Annotated in this window: 18 protein-coding genes and 1 pseudogene; 6 read left to right on the plus strand and 13 right to left on the minus strand. The window is 68.7% G+C overall.

Features of this window, described 5'->3' with window-relative positions; genetic code table 11:
* Positions 1 to 28: 28 nt before the first annotated feature.
* The 5 genes from FXO23_RS41285 to FXO23_RS41305 all read right to left on the minus strand — a co-directional run bounded on the left by FXO23_RS41285 (position 29) and on the right by FXO23_RS41305 (position 6,929).
* Positions 29 to 649, minus strand: a complete 621-nt coding sequence (locus FXO23_RS41285) for a hypothetical protein (RefSeq protein WP_158892723.1) — start codon at positions 647 to 649, stop codon at positions 29 to 31.
* A gap of 354 nt (positions 650 to 1,003) precedes the next feature.
* The gene (locus FXO23_RS41290) at positions 1,004 to 1,420 is read right to left on the minus strand and encodes a hypothetical protein (RefSeq protein ID WP_158892725.1); all 417 of its coding nucleotides are present in this window, start codon (positions 1,418 to 1,420) and stop codon (positions 1,004 to 1,006) included.
* Positions 1,417 to 3,537 carry a hypothetical protein gene (locus FXO23_RS41295; RefSeq protein ID WP_158892727.1) on the minus strand — a complete coding sequence of 707 codons (2,121 nt, stop codon included), beginning with the start codon at positions 3,535 to 3,537 and terminating at the stop codon, positions 1,417 to 1,419. The genes FXO23_RS41290 and FXO23_RS41295 overlap by 4 nt, the downstream gene beginning before the upstream one ends.
* Positions 3,534 to 5,399: a hypothetical protein gene (locus FXO23_RS41300; RefSeq protein ID WP_218952312.1), complete on the minus strand. Its 1,866-nt coding sequence runs from the start codon at positions 5,397 to 5,399 to the stop codon at positions 3,534 to 3,536. The genes FXO23_RS41295 and FXO23_RS41300 overlap by 4 nt, the downstream gene beginning before the upstream one ends.
* Before the next feature lie 27 nt (positions 5,400 to 5,426).
* On the minus strand, positions 5,427 to 6,929 hold the full coding sequence (locus FXO23_RS41305) for a site-specific integrase (protein WP_218952313.1): 1,503 nt from the start codon (positions 6,927 to 6,929) through the stop codon (positions 5,427 to 5,429).
* Positions 6,930 to 7,105: 176 nt separating this feature from the next.
* On the opposite strand from FXO23_RS41305, the gene FXO23_RS52790 reads away from it, so the two are divergent.
* On the plus strand, positions 7,106 to 7,489 hold the full coding sequence (locus FXO23_RS52790; protein WP_425484953.1) for a RapZ C-terminal domain-containing protein: 384 nt from the start codon (positions 7,106 to 7,108) through the stop codon (positions 7,487 to 7,489).
* Between the two features lie 84 nt (positions 7,490 to 7,573).
* Here the strand turns inward: FXO23_RS52790 and FXO23_RS41310 are convergent, their stop codons facing one another.
* The gene (locus tag FXO23_RS41310; RefSeq protein WP_158892733.1) at positions 7,574 to 8,293 is read right to left on the minus strand and encodes a GntR family transcriptional regulator; all 720 of its coding nucleotides are present in this window, start codon (positions 8,291 to 8,293) and stop codon (positions 7,574 to 7,576) included.
* A gap of 113 nt (positions 8,294 to 8,406) precedes the next feature.
* Between FXO23_RS41310 and FXO23_RS41315 the strand changes: the two genes are divergently transcribed.
* From FXO23_RS41315 to FXO23_RS52385, 4 genes are all read left to right on the plus strand, one after another.
* Positions 8,407 to 9,519 carry an FAD-dependent monooxygenase gene (locus FXO23_RS41315; RefSeq protein WP_158892735.1) on the plus strand — a complete coding sequence of 371 codons (1,113 nt, stop codon included), beginning with the start codon at positions 8,407 to 8,409 and terminating at the stop codon, positions 9,517 to 9,519.
* Between the two features lie 336 nt (positions 9,520 to 9,855).
* On the plus strand, positions 9,856 to 10,026 hold the full coding sequence (locus tag FXO23_RS41320) for a hypothetical protein (RefSeq protein WP_158892737.1): 171 nt from the start codon (positions 9,856 to 9,858) through the stop codon (positions 10,024 to 10,026).
* A gap of 184 nt (positions 10,027 to 10,210) precedes the next feature.
* The gene (locus FXO23_RS41325) at positions 10,211 to 11,830 is read left to right on the plus strand and encodes a GMC family oxidoreductase (RefSeq protein ID WP_158892739.1); all 1,620 of its coding nucleotides are present in this window, start codon (positions 10,211 to 10,213) and stop codon (positions 11,828 to 11,830) included.
* Positions 11,831 to 11,969: 139 nt separating this feature from the next.
* The gene (locus FXO23_RS52385; RefSeq protein WP_281356717.1) at positions 11,970 to 12,323 is read left to right on the plus strand and encodes a gamma-glutamyltransferase; all 354 of its coding nucleotides are present in this window, start codon (positions 11,970 to 11,972) and stop codon (positions 12,321 to 12,323) included.
* A 35-nt stretch (positions 12,324 to 12,358) separates the two neighbouring features.
* On the opposite strand, the gene FXO23_RS41335 is transcribed toward FXO23_RS52385, so the two are convergent.
* Positions 12,359 to 13,297 carry an alpha/beta hydrolase family protein gene (locus FXO23_RS41335; RefSeq protein ID WP_158892743.1) on the minus strand — a complete coding sequence of 313 codons (939 nt, stop codon included), beginning with the start codon at positions 13,295 to 13,297 and terminating at the stop codon, positions 12,359 to 12,361.
* The gene (locus FXO23_RS41340; protein WP_158892745.1) at positions 13,294 to 14,394 is read right to left on the minus strand and encodes an amidohydrolase family protein; all 1,101 of its coding nucleotides are present in this window, start codon (positions 14,392 to 14,394) and stop codon (positions 13,294 to 13,296) included. The genes FXO23_RS41335 and FXO23_RS41340 overlap by 4 nt, the downstream gene beginning before the upstream one ends.
* A gap of 145 nt (positions 14,395 to 14,539) precedes the next feature.
* On the opposite strand from FXO23_RS41340, the gene FXO23_RS41345 reads away from it, so the two are divergent.
* Positions 14,540 to 14,992 carry a MerR family transcriptional regulator gene (locus tag FXO23_RS41345; protein WP_158892747.1) on the plus strand — a complete coding sequence of 151 codons (453 nt, stop codon included), beginning with the start codon at positions 14,540 to 14,542 and terminating at the stop codon, positions 14,990 to 14,992.
* On the opposite strand, the gene FXO23_RS52795 is transcribed toward FXO23_RS41345, so the two are convergent.
* The 5 genes and pseudogenes from FXO23_RS52795 to FXO23_RS52390 all read right to left on the minus strand — a co-directional run bounded on the left by FXO23_RS52795 (position 14,918) and on the right by FXO23_RS52390 (position 16,483).
* Positions 14,918 to 15,454, minus strand: a complete 537-nt coding sequence (locus FXO23_RS52795; RefSeq protein WP_425484954.1) for an FAD-dependent oxidoreductase — start codon at positions 15,452 to 15,454, stop codon at positions 14,918 to 14,920. The two genes, FXO23_RS41345 and FXO23_RS52795, sit on opposite strands and share 75 nt — an antisense overlap.
* Entirely contained in the window at positions 15,390 to 15,758 is a 369-nt protein-coding gene (locus FXO23_RS51955) for a hypothetical protein (RefSeq protein WP_246258333.1), read from the minus strand. The genes FXO23_RS52795 and FXO23_RS51955 overlap by 65 nt, the downstream gene beginning before the upstream one ends.
* A gap of 14 nt (positions 15,759 to 15,772) precedes the next feature.
* Positions 15,773 to 15,844: pseudogene (locus FXO23_RS52800) on the minus strand (FAD-dependent oxidoreductase); the annotation flags it as partial.
* A 137-nt stretch (positions 15,845 to 15,981) separates the two neighbouring features.
* Positions 15,982 to 16,242, minus strand: coding sequence for a Rid family hydrolase (locus tag FXO23_RS41355; protein WP_246258332.1), 261 nt, complete (start codon positions 16,240 to 16,242; stop codon positions 15,982 to 15,984).
* A 115-nt stretch (positions 16,243 to 16,357) separates the two neighbouring features.
* Positions 16,358 to 16,483 carry a hypothetical protein gene (locus FXO23_RS52390; RefSeq protein WP_281356716.1) on the minus strand — a complete coding sequence of 42 codons (126 nt, stop codon included), beginning with the start codon at positions 16,481 to 16,483 and terminating at the stop codon, positions 16,358 to 16,360.
* Between the last annotated feature and the right edge of the window lie 297 nt (positions 16,484 to 16,780).

Below are 16,780 nucleotides of genomic sequence, written 5' to 3' on the forward strand. Positions count from 1 at the left end.
CGGGCACGTCAGCGGCGTGGCACCACGTTCAGAGAGAGGACTCGTAGACGCGGCGGAGCTCGGCCAACGGAAGTGGGATGGTCTCGCCTGCGCGGCGTTCGGTCAGGATGGCAACGTTCTTGCCCGAGCGGTCGCGGAACCGCTGTTCGCGTGCCTCGTAGTCGGCGAAGCGGTCCGGGAAGAAGCGCAATGTGCGTAACCAGTGTTTCTTGCCGCCCCGCACGCAGAGTTGTCCGCAGTTGGCATGGTCGTACCCCAGATCGTAGGCCAGAGGTGGGGTCAAGCCGAGCGACCGGGCCTCGGCAAGCATGTCGGCTTTGGACAATTCTGGTTCGTCCAGCAGCGGGAACTCGACTCGCCAGCGCCGCCAACCATGTTGGATGCCCGGCGCGCGATTACGATCACGCTTGCTGCTGTCGATCCCGATATACAACACGGTATTCGCCGGGTTGGCGTGCGCGGCCAACCAGCGACGGCACGGCACGATCTTGAGGGCATGGGAGCACGGCGCAAGCCGGCTGTTGCCCAGCAGGCGCTTGTCCTCGAAGACCTCCCACGGCGTGCGCCCATCCGCGACACGCACAAGAGGAGCACCGATCAAGGCGGCCGAGTCGTGCAGAAACCCATACAGGTCATCGTCTTCGATCAACTTGTGGATGGGGTTTCGGAGTGACCGTTGACCGGAACCCTGAAGGTGAGGCCAATTCCCAATCTGGGAGGTTGTGGTCCGTTCGGTTCGTCCCGTGTGGTGTCGTGCAGTTTGCGTGAGGATGGTGGATGCGTTTGACAGCGGACATGGCGATTTCCTCCGATTCCTGGAGGATGAGGTGGGACGCTCCGTGGGAGCGCGTCTGCGGCGGTGGCGGGCGCGCCCGAACAAGCCCGGCCCGGTGGCCTCGTGGGCAGGGGCGCGCTGTGGCCAGTGGCCACCGGGCTGGGCTAGGGTGCGCGGCGCCGCCCCGCGCGAGACGCGCTCCAGGCGATCTGGAGGGCGCGTGCGGATCTAGTTCTTAGTGAACTGTGTGCGTGGCTGGATCCTGCTGACGCTATTGGCGGCCTCGAGTTCGGCTCGTAGTTTGTGGACGGTGAGTGTGAGGCGCTGGATGTTGGCGACGGCCAGGTTGAGGTTTTGCCGGAGTTGGTGGTTTTCGCGCCGGAGCTTGGCGTTACGTGCGACAAGCCGGGCGTGGTCAGTGGCGGCAGGGGAGGTCGAGCTTACAGTGTGGGGCGCGCGGCGGGCTTCGCCGATCTCGCGGGCGATGTCGGGGAATTGGCGGCGGAATGTGGTGTTGGGCAGACCGAGGGCGCGGGCGACCTCGAGCACGCTCGGGCGGCGGCCGGTACTGGCTGCGTTGGCGAGGACTTTGTCTCGGGCGCGGCGAGCTTGTTCGGGGGTGGGAATGTCGGTGGCGCGGTTCATGAGTGTTCGGCGGTGTGGCGGTCGAGGAAGGTGACGATGTCGTGACGGCGTGTCTGGAGTTGGTGGCGCAGCAACGGGGGCAGCAGTGGTCGGGCGGTGAGTTCGGTGTCGATGTGGTCGAGCTCGGTGCGCCAGGCGGCGAGGTTGTCGGGGCTGAGGGCGACGTTGCGGCAGGCTAAGGGGAGGCAGGCACCGAGGTCAGGGCGTAGTTCGCCGCGGCTGTCGCGGCGTTGCAAGCACAGGGCGGTGGCGTGCTTGTGCACGCAGGTGATGTACTTGTCCGGATAGATCGCGGGGTCGTCACGGTTCATCAGCCGTTGCAAGCGGCGCTGGTCAGTGATCACTTTCCCGTGGAATCGGGCATGCGCACCGAATTCCTCCAGGCGGTGGGCTGCGTCGTCCGCGGCGGGGCCCGCGAGGTTGTTGTGTTCGTGGGCGTCTATCATCGCGAGCAGGTGTTCGCCTCGGGCGAGGGCTTGTTCGGATTCGACTTCCGCCCGGAATCCGGATTCCGAGGTTCCGGCGTAGCCTTCAAACATTTGAATACTCAAGTGCCGGTAGGCAATGGCGCCGGCGATGACTCCGCCGGGTCGGCGGGCAATGAACCACGCGAGCGTGCGACGGAATTGCCGTGTCGATAGCTTCCACACGTGGTTGTTAACGAGGGGAATGCTATCGCTGCGGCCGTGTGTGGCGCAGTGGTTGTTGATCCAGGTGATGAACTCGTTGAGGTGTGCGTTGGTGCTTCCGTAGCCGAGGGCGGAGCTGGTGTCGTCGGTGGCTTTCTTGCCCCCGGGGCCAGGTGCTTGGCTGAGTGGGGTGAACAGAAGGTTGACGTGCGCGGGCTGCAGTCGTTGCAGGACTTGGATGGCCCGGGCAGCAGGGGCACCGATGACCCAGGTTGCGTTGACACCGTGGGGACCCTGCTCGCCTTTGAAAGCCAGACTGGTGACTGTCCATCGATAGGCTCGGCCGTTGCTGTCCCGCCGGACAGTGAGGCACCCGCGGCGGAGATGTTTGACCTCGGTGTCTCGCATTCCGGAGAGGAACGCGACCGCGATGTAGCAGGAAACGTGCAGCATCCGGGCGAGCGTGGCAAGTCCATTATGGAATGTGTGGTCGGTGACGATGCCTTCGACCCAGGGCTTGTTGTCGAGCTGGCCGGTGATTGCGCGGTCGAAGTAGGCGCTGTCACTGACGCCGACAATGGCCGCGACCGACGCGATGTCGGCTTTGAAGCGGACAAGCGTGCTGGTGGCGCAGCCGAGCGTGGCGGCGAGGAACCACAGGTTTGGCCTGCCTCGATAGCCGGGCAGCGGCCGCTTCTGGGCGAGGTGATCGTCGAGCAGGGTACGCAACTGGTCTCGAACCCCTGGGCCGCTGCCGGGGCGTCGGCCGACGGGGCGGCGTCGTGCGGGGTCGCGCAAGGCGCACCATTGCTGGTCGGCCGCGAGGATGTCCTCGGCGAAGTCGTCGATGAACCGCACGGCCCAGGCCAGCAGCGGGCCGTGCACGGATTCGGGAATCCGGTCCGTGGCGTTCTCCGTCGATCGGCGGGCCCGTCGTTCGAGCCACCCGTCGACGTGCGTGGGGTCGAACAGCAGCCGGTCGCTGGTGATGGCGTTGCGGTAACGCCAGAGGTAGCGGACGGCTCCGCGACGGAGGTCGCGGGTGGCGCGACCGGGCACGGCGCTGAGGAGGTGGCGTTGGTAGGCCTGCAGGTCAGCACCGACCAGGTCCGTCAGGGCGAGGCGCGATGGCCGGCCTGGTTGACGTGCGCGGGTGTCCAGCCAGGTCAGAAACGGCGCGAGCGCGCCGAGGACAGCGTGGATGGTGGGCAGCGCCGGGCGGGGTTCTCCGGGCGGGAGCGGACCGGAGAGCATGGCGTAGCACAGTTCCTTGGCCGCAGGCCGGTGGCAAGTGGGGATGGCGGTGAAGTTCAACGTCAACGCCCGGTGCGACTGCTGCAGGAACGCCGCGCGCAGAGGCCAGCGGTCGTCCCGGAAGCGGGCGGTGTCGGCCAGGGCGACACCGGGGCGTAAAGGCCGGGCACGCAGCACGTACTTGTGGTCGAGCGGATGCCGCGCGGTGGCGCGAGCCCGGGCGCTGGTCGTCATGGGTGTTCCCAGGGGTTTTCCACGAGATCGAGCAGGGCATCGGTGGTCTTCACCGTGGTCGCCTGCTCGATCTCGGCGGGGCTGAACTTGCCCAGCACGTCATGGCGGATCGCGGCCCAGGCCATGCCGTAGCGGGCCCACCACTCGGTCTCGGACACCTGGTCCCGGCGCGCGGCGAAGGCATCGAGCAAGCCGAGCAGCCGGGGGAGATGGTCACGGGTGATCACGCAATTGCCGCAATGGAAACAGTCGAGGAACGACTCGCGGCAGGGCTTGCCGGTCGCGGGGTGATGGTCGTGGTCGATGCACGCGGACCAGGCAGTGTCCTTTGGCCCGCGGGCGGCCTGCCGTGCGGTGCTGGGGTCCAGCCCGGCCCGCCTGAGGTGCTCGGCGTCGGCGGGACCGGACACGACCTGCACGCGGCCCCCGGCCGCCTCCAACGCGCGGTGATGGGCGGCCAACGCGGACTGTTCCGCATCGGCCACCGCTTCGCCGACGATGTCGTGCGCCCACTCCACCACGGTGGGATCGCCGCGCAGATAGTTGCGGAACAGCACCGGGATGCTGTTGGTGCGCGCGGCCGAGGGCAGGTGCCCGCCCAGGTGCTTGGTGCGGCGCACGTCGACACTGGTCTTGAGCCGGTTGAAGTCCACCCGCAGCGGTTGCGACGATTCGGGGTTGCTGGTGGCGTCGTCGCGGGATTCGGGGCCGGGCTGGTCCGCGGTCAGACCTCGAGCGTGCGCCCACTCGCTGGCATACAGCTTCTCCTCCAGGGTTTTGTCGAACAGCGCGTGATGCTCGCCCGGGCCCTGGCGGTGGGCGCGGTGGCCATTGCGCCAGACCGACCACAGCAACCGAGCCCGGCTGAACCTACGGCTGCGCCGGGCGAGCTCGTGAACGAGCAGGTAGAGCCCGCCGGGCGTGTGCAGCTCGCGACCGGGACGTCCGGTTTCCCAGGTCACGGTGTCGAACCAACGTTTCTGGCCGCGCCGGCGTTTGACGAGGCGCAGCTCCACCGCGCGGCCTTCCAGCACCCGGTGCTCGACGGGTAGTTCCTTGATCGTCTCGACGTTGCGGCCGGTCACGACGACGAGCAACACCAGCAGCGGCGCCAGATCGGGCACCGTGAGAAACAGCTCGCCCGCGAGTTCGCGACGCCGGGCCAAGCGGACCCCGAGCAGCCCCTCCAGCGGGGGCACCGCACCGGTGGAGGCCATCCGCGCCAGCACAGCGGCGTGCTCGCGCTGCTCGGGCTCCAGCGTGCCCGGCGCGGTGCGGTAGCGGCCGACCAGTGTCTCCCCGGCCTGGATCCGGTCGCGGAGGTTCGCCACGTCGGCCCGCGCCGCCGCAACCAGTCGAGCAAACTCGTCCTCGGAGTACCCCGGTTTGGGGGTCGGCTGCGTGTTGACGACCCGGCGGTCGGCGACCTCGAGCACCGCGTCGGGCACCAGGTCGCGCAGCGCGGCGGATTTCAGGAGCTTGCCGACCTCACGCATCTCTCTGCCCGCGTAGCGCTCGCCAGCCGTGGCGGCACGGAACCGCTGGAACGCCTCGACATGCGCGCACGTCAGTGCGGCAGGGCCAGCGGGAGGCCGGGGCAGGGTGTCCAAGAACCGCACGAACCGAGCTGCGGATGCCCACCCGGCCTTGGCGGATACCGCCGTCCGCAGCCCACCCGCAGGGCTGGTGCGCTCGGCCAGCGCGGCAGCCAACGGCCGATGCCAGCCCGGCAGCGGGAGCAGATCGACCCGAAACACCCGCTGCCGACCGTCCTCACCACGGACCTCCACCCGGAGCCCGGCCTCCGTGTCCTCCACCGACGTCGGCGGTGCATAGCTGCCACGGGGCACGGCCGCGGACACGCCGGTCCGCGTACCGTCCTCGGGGGCTCATGCCGCAGGGCCGATCGGCGCGGTGACGTCCTCACTGGCGGCGTCCGAGACGAGGGGGCGAGGGTCTTCCCAGCTGTCGGGGACCAACGCCATCCGGGTTTCCATCTCCAACTCCGCCAAGGCATGCAGGTACACCTGAGTCGTGACGACGGAGGCGTGCCCGAGCCGCCGCCGCAACCAGTCCAGCGGATCGCCGAAGACACGGACGTAGTGATCGCGCTGCCGTCCGTCCATAGTGGCCAGGGCGGCGATATGGCCGCGCTGCAACTGCTCGAGCGTGACCACAGCGTAGGCGTGCCGGAGGAGATGGGCATGCACCCACAACGGCACGCCCTGGGCGCGGCAGCGGAGATTGGCGGTACGGAACAAGTCCTTCCACGTGGATCTCGTGATCGGCGTACCGTACTCCGACACCCAGAACACCCCCGGTGCCAGGCCGTCGGGTCCGTCCACCAGCAACCGGAGCCGCTGATCGACATCGAGTTGGGACACCTTGATCCGGTGCCCGCGCACCGTGCGCGCGACCGGGCGGGCAGGGTCCTCGACTACCAGGGGCCGACGCCACCGTCGATAGTCTCCACGGTCGCGGGCCTGGGCGATCACGGCGGTGCGATCGATCTCGGCGTAGGCGACCAGGTCCGCGACGACCGACGCCGGTGCATAGATCCACCGGCTCGAGCCGCCCTTGGCGATCGCCGGAGGCAGCCAGAACCGCTGGTAGCCACCCAGTTCGCAGGCCAGGGGCACCTCGAACACCGTGAGCGCGGACTGCTCGGCCAGCCGCATCCCGGTACGGACCATCAAGTCACAGAAGGTCGCATTGCGGGCGGACCAGCGGCCCCGGAACCGCGGGCTCGGCAAACCCTGCGGGGTAAAGCCCCGCATTCCGACATCCCGCCACAGCCGATACGAGGCGGGCGGCAGACACTCGATCTTCTCCCTGTCCGCGCCGTGGCTGTAAGTCGCCGGCGTGACCCCAGCGACCGCGCGCCGAGCACGACATCCAGCTTCCGTCGGCGAGGCACGCCGTTCGCGTTGCGGGACCGGGTTCGCCCGCAGCATGCCTATCGTGACCTGCCAGGCGAAGAACCGGTTCTGGGCGGCGACTTCCCGGTCCCAGGTGGCGTGGTCAATCCTCGGCCCGTCCGGATCCCGGCGCCGCCAGTGCGCGTAGGCGAGATGGTCGGACTCGGTCGCCTCCCGCCACGTGGTCCGCTCACGCGCGGTCCACAGAAACGTGAGGAACGCGCACAGATCCCGCGCATAACCCGCCTGCGTGTTCCATGCGGCGTCCAGCATCCCCGGCGAGCGGAAGAACTCATTCAGTTCGACGTCGTACTCACATTGCGGGGAGAGCAGAAATGGCGTCCGGGGCGGCACCCCGCACTCGACCAGCCAGCCGTCCCAATCGCGAGGGAGGTCCACGGCGAACGGCAACGGCGCAGCGGGACGTGGCAATTCGCCCGGAAGGTAATGCACCGTCCACGCCGTCGAGATCACGGGGGCACCGTAATCCCGCCCCCCGGCACGTGAAGCGATTTCACGACGCGGCATCCCCCTGAATCACTCGATCGGGTTCGCCGTCCAGTGGGGCGCCGGATCTGCCGGAGCCACCGCCGGCCAAGATCGTCCAGCGCGTGCTCGCCCGCCCGGTGCGCTGCCCCCTGCTGGGTGACGTGCTCACGTTCACGGTCAACCTGCTCCGGTGGCGCGACCCTGACCGGCGGGTGGTCGTCCAGTTCGGCTGCGCGTGCGGGCGGCACCGCTCGGTGACCGCGGTTGAACACGTCACCCGCCTGCTCGGTTTCCTCGGCTGGCGGGCCGACACCCGCCACCTTGACATCGACAGACCCCGCCTTGCCGGTCACGGGGCCCGCCGACAGCAGCGCAGAAGTGGAACAGGTTATCGCACTATCCATTGGCGAGTGCCGCGGTCGCGAACGCGCGGTATACGGCACGAGGGGATGTTCGGCTGCTATCGAAGTGGGTGCCCGGCCACGCCGGGACCAGTCGTAGACGACGGGACAGTGGTGCCGTCCTGGGCCGACTCCAACCGGTAGACGTGGAGGTGGCGGACAAGGGGCCAGGCCCGGGCTTCGACGGTCCGCGCGATCTCCAGGGTCGGGCGGTGACGGTTCGGAGGGTCAGTCCGGAATCGGCAGGTGGGTGACGATGAGCTCGCGTGCCGCCTCGATGTGCGCGATGGTCAGCTTCCGAGCTTTCGCCCCGTCGCGCGTTTCGACGGCCATGGTGATGCGCTCGAGCTCGTCGGCGTGTTGCGTGAGCGACCTCGGATCGCCCCGCAGCGCTAGCCAGGAGACCTTGCGCGGCAGTTTGCGGTACAACGCGTTGGCCGCTTCGTGGAGCTGGCTGTTGTCTGCGGCTTCGAAGATCGTCTGGTGGAAGGCGTTGTGTGATTGCTGCCACGGCGCGCTGACGGCCTCGGGGTCTCCGCCGTCCCTGAGCATCTCCACGACCCGGCGGAGACCGGCGACCTGTTCCCGGAGCTGCTGGAGTTGCGCCTCGGTGATCCGGCTCGCCGCGAGGTAGGCGGCGTGACCCTCCAGCGCCGCGCGTACCTCGAAGACTTCCAAGATCTCCCGGGGCGACGGGTAGCGGACCCGGAACCCGCGGTTGGGCACCCGTTCCAGGACGCCTATCGCCTCAAGCCTGCTCAGTGCCAGGCTCGCCGGGGTCCGGCTCACGCCATAGTCCTGCGCCACCTTCGCCTGGCGCATCCAGGTGCCGAGCGGGAACTCGCCGGCCGCGATCCGATCCGCCAGTGACGTCGTCAGGTCTTCGACGATCTGCACGCTCTGCGGTGTGCTGCCGGTGTTCGCCACTGCCGCCCTCCCGTCGGTCACCACTCGAGTATCGGCCGTGCCCGGACTCCGTCACAGCATGGACAGTCGACCACACGGTTAATGTCATGCATAATGAAGATTATTGCATGCAATCTAACGAGGGAGTGACCATCATGTCCATCCTGATCAGCGGAGCCAGCGTCGCGGGCCTGGCCGCCGCGCAGCGGTTCAGCGCCCGGGGCGCCGAGGTCACCGTGGTGGAGCGGGCGCCGGGGCTGCGCCGCAGCGGAGCACCGATCGACGTACGCGGCGCGGCGCTCGACGTGGCAGCCGACATGGGCATCCGGGACACGCTCGTCGGACACGAGACCGGCTCCGCTCAGAGGAGCGCTTTCGCGCACATCGTGGACGAGATCGGCGAGAAGGTCGGCGCACTGCCCACCGAGCTTCCCCAGGACAGCCCGGACGACCTGGAGATCTTCCGCAGCGACCTGATCGACATCCTGCACGGGTCGATCGGCCCGGACGTGACCTTCGTGTACGGAGACTCCATCCAGGAGGTGGCCGACACCGGCGACGCGGTGGAGGTCGGATTCGCCAGCGGCCGCGCCGGCCGCTATGAACTACTGGTGGGAGCGGACGGGATCCACTCCGCCACCCGGCGCCTCGTCTTCGGGCCGGAGGAACGGTACCGGCGGCACCTCGGCGTGTATTACGGCATTCTCTCCCTCCCGGCCGAGCTCGGTGCCGACGGGGAGTCCTACCTCTACAGCGTGCCCGGCCGGTCGGTCCTGATCAGCGACTACGCACAGCGGACGATGGGGGGTTTCACGTTCCTGTCCCCGGAAGTCGCGTACGACTACCACGACATCGAGCAGCAACGGCAGCTCGTGTTCGACGCGTACTCCTGCGTGCGGGGCTGGAAGGTCGCCGAGCTACTGGACGCGCTCAAGCAATCCGAGGACTTCTACCTCGACTCGGCCAGCCAGGTGCATCTGGACCGGTGGTCGCGCGGACGGGTGGTGCTGCTCGGCGACGCGGCATTCGCGCCGTCGTTCTTCTCCGGCCAGGGAACGCCGCTGGCCATGATCGGCGCCGACGTCCTCGCCGCCGAATGGGCTAGCTGCGACGGAGACCTCGACCAGGCGTTCGGCCGCTACGAGCAGACGATGCGACCGCGGGTGCGCCGAGCCCAGGAAGGTGTTCCCGAGGCGCGGGACCGGATTATCCCGGCGACCTGGGAAGCGATCGAGGCGCGCAACCGGCGGTGGCCCCCGGTGCGGTGATTCCGGTCAGACGCCGGCCAGAAGGAAAGGTCGGCGACCAGCTCGCAGGCAGTGATCGAGCCGACGCTTCGGCGCATACCGAGCGGTACAGCAGGACATCCGCTCATCGGCTTACTTGAGACTGGTGGTGGGGCTGGGGTCAGGCCAGGCTCTGGTCGAGGTGCTCGGCGAGTCGCTCCCCTACATCGGCTGCCCGCCGTCGGCATGGGCGTGGCTCTCACATGGCTTGCGTCTCGTCGGGTATCGCGCGAGGAGTGGCTGGAAAGGGGGCTGCGCGGCTCGAAGTAGCGGTGCCCCCCTTGCTCGTAATTTCACCTCGGAGGCAGGGAGGACACCGTGGTGCCGGTCATTGTCGGAATGGACCCGCATGAACGCACCGCCACGATCGACATCATCGACGAACAGGGTCGAATGGTGCCGGCTGGACGGTACGGCACCGACAGGGCCGGCTACGCCGAGATGGTCAAGACGGGCCGCGAGTTCCCGGAACGTGTGCAGGCGATCTGAGAAAACTCGTCGTCCTCCGCGAACCACCGAGTTTGTCCCAGTCGTGGTCCACGATCACGTTGTCTCGCAACCATTGCCCGTTCGCGCGCTTGCGCCTGTCCTCGCGGGAAACGCCTGCTCCGCCAGAGCCCGGTCCGCCTAGTCTTGGAGTGATCATGATGTTGTTGGCAAGGAGGTGTTGGGGATGAGTACCGGTCCCGGCGAGGACGGCGCCACGGTCGGCGCGTTCTCGCCCCAGCGTGGCCCCGCCTATCACATCGAGGACGGCGTGACCTTCGATTACATCGTATGCGGTGCCGGTTCAGCCGGCTCCGTGCTCGCCGGCAGGCTTGCGGCTGATCCGGCCGTCACGGTACTGCTCGTCGAGAGTGGCGGCGGTGATGATGATGCTCGCGTGCATGATCCCGACCTGTGGCCGGCCAACCTCGGCAGCGAGCGGGCCTGGGACTACGTCACGGAGCCGAACCCGCAGCTGAACGGGCGCCGACTCGGTTACGCGATGGGCCGCGGCCTGGGCGGGGGAGGCGCCATCAACGCCGGGGTATGGGCTCGCGGGCACCGAAGCGACTGGGATTCCTTTGCCGGGCACGCAGGCGATCCCGCATGGGACTACGCGCACGTGCTGGAGCACTACCGCAGCATCGAAGATTGGCAGGGCGCACCCGACCCCGCACGCCGGGGCGTCGGAGGGCCGATGCGGATCCGGTCGGCGCAGGACGTGCACCCGCTGTTCACCGCCTTCCTCGACGGCGCCGAGGCCGCGGGGATTCCCCGTTTCGACAGCCCGAACGGCGCGCTGATGGAGAAGGACACCGGCTGCGCCGTGCGGGACGAGAACATCCACGCGGGAACGCGGCAGAGCCCCTTTCGCTGCTATGTCGCCGGCCGTATGGGGCAGCCGAATCTGACGGTCCTCCCGCATACGACGGTGTCCCGCGTCCTGCTCTCCGCGACTCGGGCCTGCGGTGTCGAGATCATCCGCGACGGCAGGCCGTTGCGCGTTCACGCGTCGACGGAGGTGGTGCTGTCGCTGGGCGCGATCGGTACCCCGGCCGTGCTCATGCGATCCGGGATCGGGGACGAGGCCGAACTGCGGTCCGTCGGCGTCCCGGTGGTCCAGCACCTGCGGGGCGTCGGCCGCAACCTCGACGATCACATGCGCCTGCCCTGTGTGTGGGAGGCCAAGGACGTGCCGATGCCGGTGCCCACACGCAGCCAGGTCGTCTGTTTCTGGACCGACGACACGCGGCCGGGGGCACCGGAGTTCGTCATGTACCTCTCGCCCGCACCGTCCGTCTCCGCCGAAAGCGCCGCCCAGTACCCGCCGCCGGCCCGGTGTTTCACCCTGATGCCCGCCATGCGCCCGCGCAGCGGCAGCCGTGGCCGGGTCCGCTTGGCGAGCGCGGATCCGCTGGCGAAGCCGCGCATCGAGACGCACTTCCTCACTGACCCCGACGACGTGCGATCGGCTCTCTCCGCCGTCGCCATGGCCCGCGAGATCGGCAACTCCGCCGCACTCCGACCATTCGCCAAGCGGGAGGCGTCCCCCGTGTCCTCCGCGACGGACGTGCTCGAGGACTTTCTGAGAAACTCCGTCGAGACCTACTGGCACCAGAGCGGCACCGCCAAGATGGGGCGAGACGAGGACTCCGTTGTGGACGCCCGGCTCGCGGTGCACGGCATCAACGGTCTCCGCGTCGCCGACGCCTCGGTGCTTCCCCACGTGACGGTCGCCAACACGATGGCCCCGTCCGTGGTGATCGGCGAGCGCGCGGCAGAGATGATGATCGCCGAGCGCGGCTGACCACGGTCAGGTCACCCATGCGGCTCCTGGCGGCTGATCTCCTTCCACCGCGCCCGGTGCGCGTCATGACCCGTCGCGTCGCGACAGTGAACTCGCCCAGGTGCTGCCCGGTGAAGTTCCGGGGCGCTGGTCGCGCGAGGTGTGGTCGGCGGGCGCATCCCCGTCATTCAGGAGGCGAGGACCACACCCCAGGCGATATCCGGGCTGGGGTTGTCGGGCCCCACCTGGATTCCATCGCCATCAACACGCCACTGTCGACCCGTGGCGACGCGGACCGTTCGACGGCGGTGACCAGGGGGGCGATTCGGTGACCGTGCCCGGGGCTGTCGAGGGCTGGGGTCAATTGCTGAAACGCTTCGGCCGCAAGCGTTTCGACAGCGTGCTGCAACCGGCGGTCGATCTGGCCGCTCAGGGTTTCGCCCTCACCGAGCGCATCCACCACGACTGGGGTGGCGCGGTCGAGCTGTTGCGCAGGGATCAGCGCCCAGGCTGATCTCCGGTAAGAGGCGTGCCTGGTCGTGGCGTGGGTCATTTGGATTGGAGGTGTCCCAGTGGGTGGTCGCCAGTGAGAACCGTTTGCGCGTTGTTCCAGTCGTTGTGGTCGATTTCGGTGACGTGGCGTAGGTAGGCGAGGGTGACTTGCTGGACGAGTGCGACGCGGTCGGGGTCCTCGTCGGTGGTCTCCGCCGCCTGGTAACCGGAGATGCCGCCGAGGAAGTGCTCACCACTGTGGACGGTGAGGAGGCTTTTGGCGCCGCTGCTGAGGGTGTAGGGGTCGGTCGTCCAGGCCGGGCCTCGGGTGGTGAGCGGGAGGTCGTCCTTGTCTCCGGCGACGACGAGGCCGGGGGCGGTGATGTGGGAGAAGTCCTCGTCGCGTAGCCAGGGAAAGTTTTCGTGGGCGAAGGGGGTCAGGTCGTCGCCGCCGTTGCCGGCGGTGGCCAGCTGGATGCTGGCCATGACCCGTGAGTCGGACAGGTCTTCGGCGATCCCGGTGTGCGGGTCCCGGACGCGGTGGCCCACCAGGATGCCCGCGGTCTGGCCGCCGAAGGAGTGCCCGGCCGCGACGACGCGGTGGTGGTCCACTCGGCCTGCCAGGCCCGGCACGGCGGCTTCCAGCGTGGCGAGTTCGTCCAGGATGCGCTGCATGTCCTGGACTCGGTAGCGCCACATCTGGGCCCTGCGGGGGTCATCGACAGCGAGGTTGAGCCGCTTGGAGTCCAGGTGGGTGGTCTGGACGACGACAAAGCCGCCGGAGGCCCAGTGGTCGACCAGTGGTGCGTAGCCGTCCAGGTCGGAGCCGAAGCCGTGGGCGAACAGCACGACGGGCAGGTCGGTGCCGATGATGGGGGCGGTGACGCGGACGTGCAGGTCCGCACCGCGCTGCGGCGCGCTCAGCACGAGTGGCTTGACCGACACGATCGGGGTGGGAGCGGGGCCGGTGAGACCGGTCGTCGGGTATGTGATCATGCGGGTGTCTGCCCTTCTGGGGTGGCCGGGCGGGTGAGGTGGAGGATGCGCTCCGCGTTGAGGTGGCCGAGCTTGTCCCGGCCCCGCTCATCGAGAGGGGCGCTGTCGACGAAGGCGCGGGCACCTCCCCTCCCGCCGAACGCGCCACGGGAGTCGCCACCGCCGGGGCCGGGGTTCTCTGCACCGTCCCCGGCGGTGGGGGAGCCGAAGGGGGAGTCGGCGCCGAACATGATCCGGTCGGGACCCAGCACGTCCGCGGCCGCGCTCAGCATGCGGTGGCTGTAGATTCCGCCGGCGGTGACGGCGAGGTTGCCGGTGATGTAATCCAGGACGCGGCGCTGCAGGTGCGTGGCAGCGGTGCTGAGCAGATCGGCGCGGTCGGCGAAGGGCACGAGCATCTCGCCCCAGTGGCCGAGGATGATCTGCAGGTCCGGGTGCCGGTCCAAGGTCCCGGCGAGAATGAGGCGCAGCGCTGCCAGACCGGCTTCGGAATGCCATCCCCACCCTCCGGTGGACAGCAGCAGGCCCGTCTTCTCGTCGAACCCGCTGTAGGCGACGTCCATGAGCTTCTCGGGCGGCATGGCCGGGTGGATGTACAGCGGCACGCCCAACTGGGCGGCCGCTTCGAACACGGGACGGAAGCTGGCGTGGTCGAGGAACCTCTCGCCGGTCCGCGGGAAGAGCATCGCGCCGACATGTCCGAGGCCGGCGACAGCGCGCTCAAGTTCGGCGGCGGCGGCCTGCGGGTCGCACGTGGGCAGCGTGGCGAACGCCGCGAAGCGGTCGGGGTGGCGGCGCACCGCGTCGGCGAGGATGTCGTTGGCCTCCCGGGCGAGCGGGACGGCGACCTGCGGCGGCAAAGGCTGGGTACCGGGGGCCGTGATGGACAGAACCTCCATGTCCACGCCAGCGGCATCCATCCGGGACAGACGCTCCTCGCCGACCTCGAGCAGGCGCAGATTCACCTCTCCCCGGCTGCTCATCCTGATGACCATCACATCACCGCCCCACTTGAGAAGGGCGCGGCGCAGCTCAGGAGTCCAAGCGTGCTCCTCCACGCCGATCACCCGCCGGGCCGATGCCGCGTCCTCACTCATGGCACATTCCGTTCGTTCGATTCCTGCCTGTCCGAGATCTCGCTGGACGACTCGCCCCGTGCTGAGCACATCGCCTACGCTAAAACTTGACGTTGACGTGAAAGGCAAGAGCCCGTGTCCCAGGTCACAAGAAGGGGAGCCGACCATGCGCATCGGGGAACTCGCCCGCCGCACGGGCGTCACCACCCGGGCTGTGCGGTACTACGAGGAGCAGGGCCTGCTCGCCTCCGAGCGCAGCAGCAGCGGCCAGCGCCACTACACGGAAGCCGCCGTCGACCGGATCCTGGTGATCCGTGAGCTCTACGCGGCCGGCCTGTCCAGCAAGACCATCGCCGAACTCACGCCCTGCGTCATCGACGGCAAGGCCACCCCCGAACTGCTCCACCGCCTGGCCATGGAACGCGACCACCTCGACCGCCACATCGCAGACCTCGCCCACACCCGGGACCGGCTCGACGCGGTCATCGCCGGCGCCTCCTCCACCCTGCACACAGGAATCCCCCGCCGACGGCGCACGACCTCCTCAGAGACCGGCGGGTGCCGCCCCGCCCGCGACCGGCAGCCAGGACGGGGAATCCGGCCCGGAAGCCACACGTGATCTCGCCGACGACGGACGCGTCCGGGATCCGCGTGCCGAGCTGGGCCTTGGGCGCTTGCAGCTGCCGCACCCCGGCGACGATCGTGTTGCGCCGGTGAGCCGGTAGCTCTCCAAGACCTGGTGCTGAGTGGCGATGCCGGAACGGCTCGTCCACCCGGTCGCACGAAGCCGATCTTCGCGGACCTGCTCTGTTTCGATCATGGTGACCCACACCGCGGCCGCCAGTCGCTTCGGGGCGATTGCGAGGTCGCGCGAGTAGGCGTTCGTAGCCAGCACGATATGGTCCGCTCGCACCCGCCCGTCCGCTGTGGACACCACCGGGTCGGTGCCGCCCGACTCCACCGCGCGGACCCTGGTCTTCTCGAAGACCCGGACACCTCGGCGCGCAGGCCGAGCGCTAACCGGCCCGGATCCAGCACGCCGCCCCTCGGCTCGCGCTTTCTTCCCAAGAACGACAGGCAGGCGGGGAGGTCCGGCCCCCGGTGGCGAATGCGACGTCCGCGCCCGCGGCGGCGAAGATCGAAGCCTTGCGCTCTGCGATCTTGAGCTGGCCCGCCGTCACGGCGGCCGCGACATTGCCGGTCGCCTCGTAGTGACAGTCGATGCCGAGGGAGCCGATCTGTTTCTCGACGAAGTCCACAGCGCGTTCGGCCAGAAGAACCATGCCGCCGAACCGGCGCGGGTGCAGCAGCTTGAGGATCTGCGGATCGCCGCCGGGGATGCTGCCCAGCTGGCTGGCATTGCGGGACTCGCGCCCGACCCGCAATAGCCCGCTTCCAGCAGAACGACGTCAACGCCTCGCTTCGCAAGCCGCAACGCCGTCGACATGCCCGTGTAGCCGCCACCGATCACCGTGATGTCACAGCTGATCGCACCGCGGAGGGACGGTGCGAGGTCAGCGGGCCCCTTCGCCCAGCCCTACTCGGAATAAGAACAGTGCCGGATTCCATTTTCGGCGCCTTTCGGATTATGCCGGGCAACGATGGCGTTCAGGTCGTACCGGCACCGGCCACCCCCACGACTCGGATCTCCACGCGGAATTCCGGCCTGGCCAGTTGGGTCACGCCGACCGACGTCCACGCTGGATAGTCGCTCGGCAGGAACTCGCCCCCGATCTTGACGAAATCCGCGATCTCGCCACGCAAGTCCGTGTGGAACGTGGTGAGTTCGACGATGTCCGCGACCGTCGCGCCGGCCGCTTCGAGCACGGACCGGACTCCTGCGAAGGCCAGGCGGGCCTGCGCCGCCATGTCCGCCACGCCAGCACCACTCCGGTCGCCGGATCGACGCCGACCTGGCCGGAAACCCAGATCGAGTCTCCGACTCGGTTGGCCTGCGCGAAATGCAAGCGCTCGTAGATCTCCTTCATCGGGCCACCTGCTCGGCCTCGGCATGCTCTCCGCGCTGCACTACATGGTCGACCTCGTCGCCGGACACCACAGCATCGACGTCGACCTCGCGCAGCTGGATCTCGCCGGCCCGGCCGTCCACGCTGCCCCGGCTGCGGCCGACCGAGTTCTACGACCTGGTTGGTCGAGGTCGCGCTGATCCGCGCCAGACGCTCCAGCCGGGTCTTCGAACAGATCCGCGCCTTTCGGGCTATGGCTTTCCCGTTCACTCACCCAACCGCCACCTGTCGAACTCGGAGTTCCCAGCCATGTACTTGATCTTGAGAGCGTGCAGTTGCGGTAGCAGGAAGAGCACCAGCCTGCGCGAGATGGCAAGGCGGCGGCTAGGGGCTCGGAGACGGAAGCGGTTCAAGCACGTCGTTTGCGGGTCGAAACAGAG

Origin of the sequence: Amycolatopsis anabasis, from assembly GCF_009765355.1 — a bacterium.
In the GTDB taxonomy this organism is placed as follows: Bacteria; Actinomycetota; Actinomycetes; order Mycobacteriales; family Pseudonocardiaceae; genus Amycolatopsis; species Amycolatopsis anabasis.

Bases quoted from the DNA above. Each gene is read 5' to 3' on its own strand.
- FXO23_RS41290 (WP_158892725.1), bottom strand. From the start codon at position 1,420: ATGAACCGCGCCACCGACATTCCCACCCCCGAACAAGCTCGCCGCGCC.
- FXO23_RS41295 (WP_158892727.1), bottom strand. From the start codon at position 3,537: ATGACGACCAGCGCCCGGGCTCGCGCCACCGCGCGGCATCCGCTCGAC.
- FXO23_RS41315 (WP_158892735.1), top strand. From the start codon at position 8,407: ATGTCCATCCTGATCAGCGGAGCCAGCGTCGCGGGCCTGGCCGCCGCG.
- FXO23_RS41325 (WP_158892739.1), top strand. From the start codon at position 10,211: ATGAGTACCGGTCCCGGCGAGGACGGCGCCACGGTCGGCGCGTTCTCG.
- FXO23_RS41335 (WP_158892743.1), bottom strand. From the start codon at position 13,297: ATGATCACATACCCGACGACCGGTCTCACCGGCCCCGCTCCCACCCCG.
- FXO23_RS41340 (WP_158892745.1), bottom strand. From the start codon at position 14,394: ATGAGTGAGGACGCGGCATCGGCCCGGCGGGTGATCGGCGTGGAGGAG.
- FXO23_RS41345 (WP_158892747.1), top strand. From the start codon at position 14,540: ATGCGCATCGGGGAACTCGCCCGCCGCACGGGCGTCACCACCCGGGCT.
- FXO23_RS41355 (WP_246258332.1), bottom strand. From the start codon at position 16,242: ATGGCGGCGCAGGCCCGCCTGGCCTTCGCAGGAGTCCGGTCCGTGCTC.